The 13757-nt window shown below is 39.3% G+C and carries 6 protein-coding genes; all 6 read right to left on the reverse strand.

Features of this window, described 5'->3' with window-relative positions:
• Positions 1–12 precede the first annotated feature (12 nt).
• The 6 genes from BT_RS14800 to BT_RS24690 all read right to left on the reverse strand — a co-directional run bounded on the left by BT_RS14800 (position 13) and on the right by BT_RS24690 (position 13754).
• Positions 13–3207: a SusC/RagA family TonB-linked outer membrane protein gene (locus tag BT_RS14800; RefSeq protein WP_008767205.1), complete on the reverse strand. Its 3195-nt coding sequence runs from the start codon at positions 3205–3207 to the stop codon at positions 13–15.
• A gap of 17 nt (positions 3208–3224) precedes the next feature.
• The gene (locus BT_RS14805; RefSeq protein ID WP_008767206.1) at positions 3225–4307 is read right to left on the reverse strand and encodes a glycoside hydrolase family 88/105 protein; all 1083 of its coding nucleotides are present in this window, start codon (positions 4305–4307) and stop codon (positions 3225–3227) included.
• 31 nt (positions 4308–4338) lie between these two features.
• Entirely contained in the window at positions 4339–6153 is a 1815-nt protein-coding gene (locus BT_RS14810) for a glycoside hydrolase family 2 protein (RefSeq protein ID WP_008767207.1), read from the reverse strand.
• Between the two features lie 310 nt (positions 6154–6463).
• Positions 6464–10480 carry a hybrid sensor histidine kinase/response regulator transcription factor gene (locus BT_RS14815; protein ID WP_011108531.1) on the reverse strand — a complete coding sequence of 1339 codons (4017 nt, stop codon included), beginning with the start codon at positions 10478–10480 and terminating at the stop codon, positions 6464–6466.
• Positions 10481–10579: 99 nt separating this feature from the next.
• Complete coding sequence (locus BT_RS14820; protein ID WP_011108532.1) at positions 10580–12640, reverse strand: acetate--CoA ligase family protein; 2061 nt, start codon at positions 12638–12640, stop codon at positions 10580–10582.
• A 385-nt stretch (positions 12641–13025) separates the two neighbouring features.
• Complete coding sequence (locus BT_RS24690; protein ID WP_225011830.1) at positions 13026–13754, reverse strand: hypothetical protein; 729 nt, start codon at positions 13752–13754, stop codon at positions 13026–13028.
• Positions 13755–13757 lie beyond the last annotated feature (3 nt).

The following is a 13757-nucleotide window of genomic DNA, read 5'->3' on the forward strand; positions in this document are numbered from 1 at the left end:
TTTATATCAGATTTAGAATGTTAAATTTAGTCCAACATTATATACTCTCTGCACAGGGTAACCTAAACCGGCACCTGCCATTTCAGGATCCCAAAGTTTAAACTTGCTGAAGCACAATAAGTTGTTTCCTGTAACATAGAATCGAAGATTCTTAATACCGACTTTATTAGTTACCTTTTCAGGAATCGTATATCCGATTTCTAACTGTTTCAGACGCAAGAACGAACCATCACGCATGAACCATGTGCTCGTTTTACTATTATTTTCAATAGAAGTCGGGCTTAATCTCGGCCACACAGCATACGCATCTCTATTATCTTCCGACCAATGACTATCTGCAATAAACTTAGCAAGTGCATTATGGCCTACCCTATTTCCTACAACTTTCGTATCAACTGTATTAAAATACGGAGAAACATTATTATAGTCAATCCAGAATGATTCTCTGGCCAATCCTTGGAAGAATACAGATATATCCCAATTCTTATATCCATAAGATGCACCAAAACCATATACAATTTCCGGCTCTTTCGGATATCCGATAGGTACTTGGTCGAGATCAGTAATCTTTCCGTCCTTATTTACGTCACGATATTTAATATCACCCGCACCATATTCTCCGAATTGTACAGGAGAGTTAGCCACTTCGTTATCGTCTACAAACAAACCTTCTGCAATATATCCCCAAGTTTGATTGGTAGGATAACCGACTTTTTGTTTCCACCATGCTCCCGGATATTCATAGTCTTCGTACACCATATATTCGCTAGTTGCATAAGTAAAGTTTCCTCTCAACTGCAACCATGATTTGTTTGCAAAATATTTATTATAGTCCAGTGATAAGTCAACGCCACTTCCTTTAGCTTCACCTAAGTTTGCATAAGGCTGCACCCAAAGTCCCATAGATGCCGGAATAGAAGCGCGTTGCTGCAAAATACTCTTACGGCGTTCTGTATAGTACTCGGCTGTCACATTCAAGTCATCAAACAGAGTAAATTCAAGTGCAAAGTTGGTCTTAGCAGATTTTTCCCATGTAATTTCAGGATCAGAATAACGTTTCACTGAGATACCATCACGATGATAATCAAAGTTATATCCGAAATTTGCTCCATATTTACTATCATTCATGTTAATATCGGACAGATACAAGAAACGCCCACTTCCGATAGCATCATTACCGACTATACCATAAGAAGCTCTCAACTTCAATTTGGACACAACACTCTTAAACGGGTCCCAAAAAGATTCATTTGAAACAACCCATGCCAGACCAGCAGAAGGGAAGAAGCCAAATCGTTTACTTTTGTGGAAGCGTTCAGAACCATTATAACCAAAGTTGAACTCTGCAAAATAACGATTATTATATGCATAAGTAAAACGACCGGATAAACCGACATTGCGATAAGGCAAAGATGCCTGAAGCGAGCCTGCATTTGGCTGAAGATTATTTCTCAACTGATAAACCAACAATCCGCCTACTCCGTGTTTTCCAAAGTCACGATTATAATTCAATGCTGCTTCAATATACATATTAGCTGTAATGCTTTTACCTCCCGGATCATAAATCAAATACTCCGAACCTTCATCCGGATTGATAATATCGATAGCATAATCACCAGTCAGATAATCATAATTAGTCATCTTATAATAATACGGATTCAGCTTACGTGAAACATCATAACTGGAAATACGGGAAGTATTGAACAATAAGCGGGCTGATAAACCTTCTGTCAAGAATTTCAAGTCTTGCTTTACTTCAAACTGTGCACTCAGGTTAGAACGTCCTGATTCTTTATATCCCCTTACCATTTCTGCATATGGATTCAGATACTGTCCATTTTCAGCATTACCAAACAAAGTATGCTTAGTGTATGCATGAGCCTCATCTTTGGGATATTTGGCAGGAAACAATACCGGGTTACTTTTCATAATCAGATTATACATGGCAGAACCACCATACAATGGACCATTATAATCATCAAATACACCACTTAAACGTACAATCAATTCTGTAGTTTTAGTAGCATTAATATTCACATTAGAGCGAAGAGTATAAACTCTCTGTTTAATGTTATTATTAAAATTGCTATTCTTATCAACCTCCAGAATACCATTATCCTGACTATAGGAAGCTGCCACATAATAACGTGCCACATCGCCACCACCTGTAATATTCAAGTTTACACGCTGGTTCATCGTAAAGTCCTTCAATAATTCCTTTCTCCAGTCCGTAGCCGGATAAATCACAGAACCGGAGCCAGGTACAGTATTGTCTATTTTCTCTTCGGAGTACATCAACGGCGCTAACGGATTACGTGTCAAATAGGCCTCATTGTGCAGACGCATATAAGTAACAGGATCTGCCAAGTCAATCTCCTGAGTTGGAGCAGATATTGAGTTCTCAACTCTCAAGCTTAATCGCGCCTTACCTTTCTGACCTTCTTTCGTCTTGACCAAGATAACTCCATTCGCACCACGAGCACCGTAAAGCGCTGTAGCAGTAGCATCTTTCATAATAGAAAAACTAGCGATATCATCAGGCTGCAAACGAGCTAAGTCAGTAGAAGTCAATTCAATGCCATCAATTAAAATTAAAGGGTCCTTTTTATAACCGAAAGTAGTAACACCACGAACGAAGAAAGAAGCATCATCTACACCGGGCTCACCTGTTCTTTGATAAGAAATCACACCTGCAATACGCCCGGCAAGTGCATTGGTCAAGTTACTCGACGGTGTTTTCAGTTCTGCAACTTTTACCGTTGAAATAGCTCCGATAACGCTTTCCTTTTTCTGTGTACCGAAAGCCACAACCTCAACTCCCTCCAACATCTGGGAATCTTCATACAAGATTGCATTTATCGTTGTTTCACTCCCTACTGTTTTGGTCAGTTTCACATAACCTACATAACTAAATTCCAGAATAGCGCCTTTAGAAACGTTAGCCAATGTATAATTACCATCCAAATCAGTCACGACTCCGGTAGTCGATCCCTTCACCAATACAGATGCACCAATAATAGGTTCTCCATCTGTACCCAAAACCTTACCTTTAATCGTCATTCCTTTCTTTTGCTGCTGAATAGTCTGAATATCGTCAGCAGCATACACAACAGATACAGAAAGAAAAGAAAAAGCTGCCAGACATACGCCGGCGATCCATAGCCGCCTTTTCAGGCATGCACTTAAATCTCTTGTTTTTGTTTTCATAATTATTAATAAAAAGGTTATTTCATTTTCAACATTTCAATACCAGCCATCAGGAATGCACCTACACCATACACTTCGGTCATGTCTTTAGTGACTTGTTCAGGAGCAGCGCTGACGGGCTGAACATATCCAAGCATGCCATCTTCATGGACATAGCTCTTCAATGCTTTCCATCCCTTTTGAGCAGCTTTCTTGTACTTCTTACCTTTCAGTATCCCCTGATTAATTCCCCATCCCAAACCATAGACAAAGAACCCGGAAGCACTGTTTTCCGGCGAAGGATACGATTCGGGATCAAGCATACTCGCATGCCAAGAACCATTCTTATCCTGACATTTGATGACGGATGAAGCCATCTCTTTGTAGATATTCAGATAATAATTATAAGTCGGATGCTCTTTGGGAAGTGTTTGTAATAACAAAGGCAGTCCGGCAAATACCCAACCATTACCCCTCCCCCAAAACACTTTCTCACCGTTCTTCTCCTTTTTCGGGATGTACCTTCTGTCCCGGTAGTACAATCCTGCATCAGCGTCATATAAGGAATCTGTAGCTTCTCTAAACTCACGATCCATAAAATCCAGATAGTTTTTTTCAGGATACAGTTTGTTCAACTGTCCATAGACAGGGGGAGCCATAAATAAAGCATCACACCATGACCAACGCTCCGACCAGTTTTTTGCACCTAACCATAAACGAGCTTTCGAAGGCTTAGCCACTATCGAATCTACTCGTGCGATAGTAGGCTGAATCATTACCGGATCATGATACTTCTCATACATACGGATATACATCTGTGCTATCACAAGATCATCCGCATGGTAGAGTCTTTTCAAGAATCCCCAACGATGCTTTTTCCCTATCTGCATCAGAAAGTCATAATAGCGGGAATCTTGTGTGTAGTCTGCCCATTCCACCATGCCACGAAACAAAACTCCATTGGTCCATGCAAGATCATGATGCTTTACTTTCGTCTGATGATCTATCTGCCACATGGCAACTTTGTCGATTAATGCGCGGTCCTGGTCTTTCTTACTTCTAGCATCAACAGTCGTAAAGACTGCAAACAAGGTTAAAATCAAAATTAGTGTCTTTCTCATAAGTATAATATATAGTTTTGCTATTTAGTTGTTATTTTAAAGAATTGCAAATCTCTGTGTTCATCTTCTTCAATTTTGACTCATCGAGTTTTATCACTTTACGGTCATAAGTCATTAAACCATTTACTTCGACTTCAACATCAGTAGTTTGTGTATAGACAGCTGCAGAAAATCCACGGGAAATCATATCTTTCAGTATTCCGGCATATTTCAGATATTCTGCTGTAGCTTCTGCGGAAGTATTGAACTGGATATATCCCCAATTACGATTCGGCTCCCAGAGATGATCTTTCAACACCAGTCCGATACCTCCGTATTCGCCTAAAACTGTAGCCCTTTGCGCATCATACAGAAACATCTCCGGTCCCGGATAGTGATGTAAATCAAGCATATCACCACATGTATAATGATTCCCTCCACTTGCCGGATTTACCAATCGGGAAGGGTCATATTGCTTTGTCCATTCGGCAATTTCCTGTGTCTTGAATTGTCCCCATGCTTCATTGAATGGTACCCAAGTACCAATACAAGGATAAGAATAAAGACAATCAATCACTTCCTTCCATTCTTTACGATACGTCTCTTCCGATTCAGCAGAACGAGTCAACTCCGTTCCCTCAAAATATTTTCGGTTTTGCCACTCCGGGCTTTTATCTCCACTAGGCATATCCTGCCATACGATAAGCCCTATCTGGTCACAGTAAGTATACCAACGTGCAGGTTCTACTTTGATATGTTTACGAATCATGTTGAAACCAAAATCCTTAGTTTTCTCAATGTCATAGCGTAGAGCTTCATCTGTAGGAGCCGTATATAATCCGTCCGGCCACCATCCCTGATCTAAAGGACCAAACTGGAACAAGTCTTTATTATTCAACTGTAAACGCACAATACCATGTTCATCTCTTTTTATCGAATACTTGCGCATAGCAACATAGCTTTTTATCTGATCCACCAGTTTCCCCGCAGAAATCAAAGATACTTCCATCTGATACAGGAAAGGACTATCCGGCGACCAGAGCTTTGCATCAGCAGGCATGGGAATCTCAACCGGCAAACCATTTATAGAGGTTCCCATAGCCACCAGATGCTTTCCATCAAACACTTTTACCTCCAGCCTATCCGACTGTCTATTGCTATCCGTTTCAACTTTTACCTTTATTTTATTTGTATCTATGTCGGGAGTTGTCTTTATACCTGCAATATAATGCTCGGACACCGGTTCCAGCCACACAGTCTGCCATATACCGCTTACCGGAGTATACCAAATGCCACGAGGGTTACTAACTTGCTTTCCCCGAGGTTGAAATCCTTTATCTGTAGGGTCCCAGACTTTAACAGTCAGGGTATTCGTTGATTTCTCCAAAGCTTCAGTCACATCAAAAGTAAACGGAGTAAAACCACCGGTATGTTCACCTACTTTTATATTGTTTACCCACACTTCAGTTTTCCAATCTACTGCGCCAAAATGGAGCAATACTCTCTTGCCTCTCCAACTGGAAGGAATATTAAATGCACGTTGGTACCATAATTCTTTTTCCATCCCCAAAGTTTTTCCTACACCGGAAAGACTTGATTCAATAGCAAAAGGAACTAATATCTTTCCATCAAACGTAGTCGGAGCAGATTGTCCTAAAGGTAATACGGCATAGTTCCATAGCCCATTCAGATTCTGCCAATCCGAACGTTCCATAATAGGACGCGGATATTCCGGCAATACATTATTCACATCGACCTTTTCTGCCCAAAAAGTTCTGATTTTATCTCCCGCAGGTTTCCACTGCGCCAATAAAATTTGAGAAGAGAATAAAAGAGCTGTACCCAAAAGTGTTAAATGTTTGATCATATATAATTAGATTATTGTTTCGACTGATTGACGCAGACAAAATTAGCGGATGAGATAGTTTTTGGGTAATATAAATATCCCAATAAATCGCAATAATGTCTCAAATAGAAGAAAGAATAGCAAATCTATACCAAATGAAACAGGAATGAGATAATTGTTTCATATACCACATAAAAGCACATAAAATATTGCAATAAAAAAGAGGCAGATAAGCTATATATATGCAATATGCAGGATCTATATGCCCTGTACATTGTGTATATATGCGCAATGCAACGGGGATATAGATCCTGCATGTACGAGATACTATCTAACCGGCAAAGTCTTTCGGCAATACTCCAAACTGTTTCTGGAAACATTTAGAAAAATAGGAAGGCGAGTTAAAACCTACCATATAACAAATCTCATTCACACGCCCATTCCCCTCTTTCAATAATTGGGCAGCTCGTTTCAACCTTTCCAGCCGCAAGTATTCATTCGGGCTCAGATCAAGTACTCCTTTTATTTTCCGATAAAAATTAGAGCGACTCATATTCAATGAATCGACTATATCATCCATACTAAAATCAGGATTATGAAAGTTACCCTGAATGATTTCATTTAGTTTTTTCATAAATTCTTCATCAGCTTTTGTCAAAGCCATCGTATTGGCCGCAACAAAAGGCGATTGTGCAAAAGCCTGACGCAGTTTCTCACGACTATTAATCAGATTGGCGATGCAAGCCTGTAGATATTCAACAGAGAAAGGTTTTTCAATATACGCATCCGCCCCTAATTCCAATCCCTCTATCTTAGATTGAATATTTGTTTTAGCAGTAAGCAGAATCACCGGAATATGACTATAATCCAGTTTAGACTTAACCACCTTGCACAACTCAAATCCATCCATACGAGGCATTACAACATCACTTACCACCAATGTGACTTCCTGATTATCCAGCACTTCCAATGCTTCCAATCCATCTTTTGCAGTCAAAACGATGTAATTATCTTCCAATTGACGAACAACAAAAGACAGCATATCCTGATTATCATCCGCTACCAGTATTACAGGCCTATTTGTCTTACTTTCCCCCTGTTCTATCCGACGTTCTACCGTTTTACTCTCTTCCACAGATTTATGTTCTGAAGCTAGTTTTATCACACTATCCTGTTCTACAGGCAGCGACAAACAAAAAACGTTGGCTTCTTCACTTTCCAACATCGTCAAGTTTCCCCGATGCAATTCAGCCAATGAACGCGAAAGAGCCAATCCAATTCCCGTTCCGGTAGTAACTTTACCATCTTCCTTCTCATTGAAGCGAACAAAAGGTTTAAAAATCTCTTCCTTCATTTCATTCGGGATAATAACTCCGTCATTCACAGAACGAATATAAAACATCTTATTTTCTCCCGTCCCATTTATTTCCAAGTACACATGCACATACGTTTCTGCATATTTCACAGCATTATTCAGCAGATTACTAACAATTTTAGTAAATGCCTCCTTATTTACATGAGCATAGAAATCCTGTACCGGTACATTTAGAATGAAATCCAATTCTCTTTGCTTCGCCAAAGAAGTAAAACGTTTATGAGTTTCTTTCAATACCTCCGTAATATTACATTCAGCAAAGTTCAATCGGAAACCCTGACTCTCCGTCTTGCGAAAATCCAACAATTGGTTCGTCAGACTTAGTAGCCGTTCTGTGTTCTGCTTCATTATATTCAAGTCTTCACGCGTCTCCGAGTCCACTGACTTTTTCAAAAGAATATTTTCCAACGGACCATTAATCAACGTCAAAGGAGTACGTATCTCGTGTGCTACATTAGTGAAAAAATCTATTTTGGCATTATACACTTCCCGTTCCTTTTCCTGCTCAAATTTCTCCATTTGACGACGATGCTTTCTATTGGTGCGACGCTTAAAATAAAGAACCAAATAGACAGAACATCCAATAATCAAAAGTACATAAATGCAATAAGCCCAAACAGAAAGATAAAAAGGAGGTAGAATCTGGATACTTAACGAGATTTCATTACTATTCCATACACCATTGCTATTGGCGGCCTTTACCCGAAATATATAATGACCATAACGTAGATTAGAATAAGTTATCAGCGGGCTTTCGCCTACAGATAGCCACTCATCGTCAAATCCTTCTAATTTATACTTCAATTTATTCATTCTCGGAGCTTGATAACCTAGAGCTGAAATACGAAAAGAGAAGGAGTTCTGATCAGCCCGAAGTACTATCTTATCAGAGAAAGTTATACTCTTTTCCAAAGGAGAATTTGGTTCATCTGCATACACTTCCTTATTAAACAACAGAAAATCAGTTATTACTACTGTAGGAAGATTCTTATTCTCTGAGAAATCTTTAGGATTAAAAGCGATAAAACCGTCAATCCCCCCAAAGTAAATCATTCCATTCTCATCTTCAAAACTAGAGCGATAGTTGAACTGATCTCCCAACAAACCATTCGCAGTAGTATACACTTTCATAGCCTCAGTATTTGGCTGGAAACAAACCAGACCATTATTGGTTGTCAGCCATAGCTGCCCTTCTTTATCTTCTACAATCTGATAAACAACATCACTAGGCAATCCATTAGTAGAGTTATAACTCGTAAAAGTCTCCGACTCCGGATGAAATATACAGAATCCTCCCCCTTGAGTCGTCAACCAGATTTGACGATGGGAATCTTCAAAAACACTCGATACTTTATTATATGGAAGACTTGTATTATCTTTATCATCATGCACATAGTTCTTCCATTTCCGATCGTTCACATTATAACAATATACTCCGTTAGCATAAGTTGCCAACCAGATATTACCGGCAGAATCTTCTTTTATATCATATATAAATTTCCCGTTTAGTTCCGGTATGCGATCAAAGTCATCCGATTGCTTATTGTATCGTACCAACCCAAACATAGTTCCCAAATAAATATCACCTGTAGCTGTTTTACAGATTGCAAAAATGCTATTATCAATCAAAGAACGGGGAGAATCATTTTTTTGATATGTTTTTAAAACAACACCTGAACGGGTATCTATCACCTTTAGCCCCTTAGAGAATGTACCTACCCAAAGTTTATCATCCACTAAACAAAGCCCATGTATATTCGTAAATCCTGCACTAGGAGCAAAAAAAGAAAAGTCTTTCGTTTTCAGATTGAAACGATTTAATCCACCATCCTCAGTACCAATCCATAATATACCTTGACTATCCCGACAAAATTCACGTACCCGCTTACCATGCAGACTATTTTCTATTCCTTTCGGATAATACTTCTCAAAATAAGTATACGAACGAGGATAGTAATTTACTCCTCCAAAATATGAACCAATCCATATCCCATCTTCACGGTCCTTACAAAACGAATAAATAGCATTGTCTGATAAAGAATAAGGATCATATTCGGAACTACGCAAATGCGTATACTTTTCCGTACGAAGATTATAAATATAAACACCTGATTCCGTCCCTATCCACAACTCATTATCAGTATAGACAAGTAGAGTCCGACAATAAATAGCCTCATTATTCTCGTCTTTCAGCAACAGGTCCCTCAATTTGCCCGAAGTCAAATTCAGTTCTTTCACCCCTCCTTTTAAGGAACTGATATATAAACAATTGTATGCCCCTAATACTATTTTACTAACAACATCATCATTATAAGTTTCTTCATTATCAACAGGTGACAGATAGGGGTGAAGAGTTTTCAAATTATCTTTCGAATAAAATAGTCCATCTCCGTAGAATCCAATCCATATAGTACCGCTATTATCAACTGTCAAACATTTCACGTTAGTAGAGACCAATGAATGTTCTGTCAAAATATAGTTCCGCAAACTTTGTTCTTTTAAGTCATAACAAAATAGATTTTGCGCCTCCGAAGCTATCCAGATACGTCCTTGCCTGTCCCCTGAAATCATGGCAACAGCGCGTTCTATCCTTGTATTTCTATCACTTAATTCTACAAAATGACGAAAAGTATCTTTTTCAGGATAGTAGATATATACTCCTACGTCTGTCCCTATCCATATATTTCCCTCAACATCTTCATAAAGAGAAGTCACAAAATTATTACCGAGACTTCGCGGATTGGTTCTATCATATTTAAAATGCCGGAACGATACACCATCATATCTGTCCAATCCATCTTTTGTACCAAACCACATAAAGCCTTTCGAATCCTGCAAGATAGCACTTACTGTATTTTGCGACAATCCATTCTGGCTACTAAGACTCTTAAAATAATAATTCTCATCTACGGTCTGTGCACGGCAAATAAGACCAATTATTAAGGCAACAAACGTTATAATATTTTTTTTCATATATTCAGTTTTATAAGGCTCCTTTATTCAACTAATCAAATGTAGACAAAATAACAACTGAATAATAGAAAATATGTCCCAATGAATAGAAAAATAGTCCTATTTTTCTATTCGGATACGCGCATCCACCGCTATAACCGCCTTCTCAGTGGCCAGGAGCGGGTTTATGTCCATTTCTTTGATTTCTGTTGCAAACCGGAGCAAGGTAGACAAACGAACGATAATTTCAGCAAATTTATCCTCGTTTACTCCCTTTTGTCCACGGGTTCCCTGGATAATTTTATAGGCGCGTAAGGAGCGAATCATTGAATAAGCCTCCTCATAAGAAAGGGGTGCCAAGCCGGAAGATACATCTTTCAGGACTTCCACAAAAATGCCGCCCAAACCGCAGAGTACCACGTGCCCGAACTTTTCTTCATATTTTGCACCAATAAAAAGTTCTGTGCCTTTGAGCATAGGTTGAACCATGATCGCTTTTGCATCGGGAATCTGCATCATACGGTCAAATTCAAGTGCCAGATGCTGTTCCCCTTTAATGTTCAGTACTACACCACCGACATCCGATTTATGCACAGGACCTACTACTTTGGCTACTACCGGGAATCCACATCGACGGGCAAAATCCACGACTTCCTCCTTTTTATTGGAAACATATTCATCGACCAATGAAATACCGGCTGCGTGCAGCAATGCCTGCACATAATGAGGTTCGATATATCCATTCTCCGGGATGGAATCAATGATACGACGGATTCTCGGTACATCGACTCCGAACAGTTCAATCTCAGGCACCGCCGGTTTCGGGGCGTTGACAATGCGAGACAGTGCAGTTCCCAAAGTCACTTCGTCGGAAAAGTTCACGTGTCCTTTGGCAAGGAATGCCGCCACTTCCGCTCCTGCTGTATTGATGGAGGGAAGAACAGGGAATATAGGCTTGTGACAAGTCTGCATCTTTTCATGAAGAACATCGTACATTTCAAACATGGTCACCAGTCCGGGTGTGCCGAAGATAGCCAGAATAGCATCTATATTATCTAATTTTTCTTCGCAATAATCGATGCAGATACGCAAATGATCAGGTGTACCGGTGGCAAGGATGTCAATCGGATTTCCTACGGAAGCTCCGGGGAAGAGTTGGGCTTTCAGTTCTTCCGCCAGTTCACCTTCCAACTTAGGGACATTCAGTCCGCCTTTGCTCAAAGCATCCGTCAGCATTACTCCCGGACCTCCGGCATGAGTAATAATAGCAAAGTTTTTCCCTTTCAGTTCGGGGAGGGTGAAGATACAACCAACGGTAGTCAGCTCTTCGCGCGAAAAGCAACGCACAATCCCGGCTTTACGGAACAGCGCCTCTACAGCCGAATCGGAACTGGCAATCGCTCCTGTATGTGAAGAAGCTGCCCGACTTCCGCTTTCCGAACTTCCTGCTTTTATCGCCGCAATCTTACAGCCTTTTCTTATTAATGAAGAGGCATGGAAGAGCAATCTGTCCGGGTTGTGAATACTTTCAATATAGAGTAGCTTGATACGGGAATCTTTCTCCAGATCAAAGTTCTCGTCCATAAATTGCAGCACATCTTCCACACCAATCTGCTTGGCATTTCCTACCGACCAAACAGAATTGAACTGCAATCCTTTTGTCACCGCACTTTCAAGAATAAAGACTGCCGTAGCACCGGAACTGGAGATCAGATCGACTCCTTTTGAGTTCAAGTTCGGAATAGGCTGGCTGAAGACGCTATGATGCCATATATTCATCAGTCCGATACAGTTCGGACCAATCAGTGAAGCACCATATTTGTTGACACTTTCCAGTATACGTTCTTCCAGCAGTGCTCCTTCGTGTGTCTCTTCACCAAATCCGGCAGAGAGTATGATAAACGCCCGCGTCTGCTTCTCGCTTGCCAGTGTCTCTACTATATCCGGACACATCACAGCCGGAACAGCCAACACAGCCAGATCGGTATCAGGCAATTCTTTTACATCTGCAAAGGCAGGAACTCCCTGCACTTCTGTCTCTTTCGGGTTCACAGCCCGGAGTTCTCCCTGATAACCTCCGTTTATCAGATTCTTCAATATAGCGCCACCCGGCTTATGTACATTATTCGAAGCCCCTACTACAACTATACTCTCGGGACGAAGTAACTGGGTTGTTATCATATCATACACTGGTTTTCGTTTAAACTAGGATACAAATATATTCTTTCCTGCGAGAAAAAAGAAAGAAAAAGAGGAGAATTATGGGTGGAAGTCCTTAAAAACAGATGAAAACATTTGGGTTATTCTATCATAAGCTAACTTTTTGGTCAGTTCATGTTCATTCACTACGATCCTGTTATTTCCATAGTTTTATCTTGATATCAATCAATTACTGTTTTTTTCTTTAAAGGAAAGAATACTAAAACTGACAAAGAAGACAATATCAAGGTTCAATATAGTTGTTATTAAAATGAAAGACAGCACTAGTAGAATTAACTGAAATGCCCTAATATGGTTAACTTTATTTAGCCAATCCATATCAGGGCAAACAGAAACTGCATAAACTTTACTTATACAAATACGATTGAGGCAAATTAGTAACAAATTGAATCATTTGCAGATTTCGGTTTAAAAGAAAATTATCCAAAGCACATCCTAGTTCTTTAAGGTAAATATTTTCCTTAATCTTATTTTTCGAGGGATAATATAGCTGATATCCTTTAATTCTATCAAATCTCAGGAGACACGTGTGAAATTCACTCCACAATGTAGTATCTGGTACGCATTTATCACGTACTTCCTTTCTTATTTTTTGAAAATCTTCTTCATAGTCAAAATCCAGACTGTAATTGCCTTGCATATCATAGAAGTAAACAAACTTATAACCATTATCAGCTATCATTTCACCTAAATCAAACTCAATTTTAAACCATTTTTTATTCTTCCAAAGAACAAACATTGCTCCTTTCTTAAATTGGAACGAAATTTCCTTTTTATATAAAGATAAATGCTGCAAAAGCTCTTCTCGACCTGAGACATTTTTATATGCCGCCTTATCAAAGTCATCAAATGATAAAAATGTGTTATCATTAACTTCATTCGTTATTTTCCAACAATAGTCCCAAAGCTCATTCACAGTAGGGTACTTCAAATTCGCACGAAAATACATCTTTACTTGACTGTATAAATCAAATTTAAAGTCATAATCAGTAGAAGTATCATATAAAGCTATACTTTTACAACTATATAGGACTAATAATAGTACGATTAATAAAATCCTAATTATCGGTTTCATTTA

The sequence above is a fragment of the Bacteroides thetaiotaomicron VPI-5482 genome, from assembly GCF_000011065.1.
Taxonomy (GTDB): domain Bacteria; phylum Bacteroidota; class Bacteroidia; order Bacteroidales; family Bacteroidaceae; genus Bacteroides; species Bacteroides thetaiotaomicron.

What these genes read in the sequence shown, in the direction of transcription:
- BT_RS14820 (WP_011108532.1), bottom strand. Translation starts at nt 12,640, where the DNA reads ATGATAACAACCCAGTTACTTCGTCCCGAGAGTATAGTTGTAGTAGGG.
- BT_RS14800 (WP_008767205.1), bottom strand. Translation starts at nt 3,207, where the DNA reads ATGAAAACAAAAACAAGAGATTTAAGTGCATGCCTGAAAAGGCGGCTA.
- BT_RS14805 (WP_008767206.1), bottom strand. Translation starts at nt 4,307, where the DNA reads ATGAGAAAGACACTAATTTTGATTTTAACCTTGTTTGCAGTCTTTACG.
- BT_RS14815 (WP_011108531.1), bottom strand. Translation starts at nt 10,480, where the DNA reads ATGAAAAAAAATATTATAACGTTTGTTGCCTTAATAATTGGTCTTATT.
- BT_RS24690 (WP_225011830.1), bottom strand. Translation starts at nt 13,754, where the DNA reads ATGAAACCGATAATTAGGATTTTATTAATCGTACTATTATTAGTCCTA.
- BT_RS14810 (WP_008767207.1), bottom strand. Translation starts at nt 6,153, where the DNA reads ATGATCAAACATTTAACACTTTTGGGTACAGCTCTTTTATTCTCTTCT.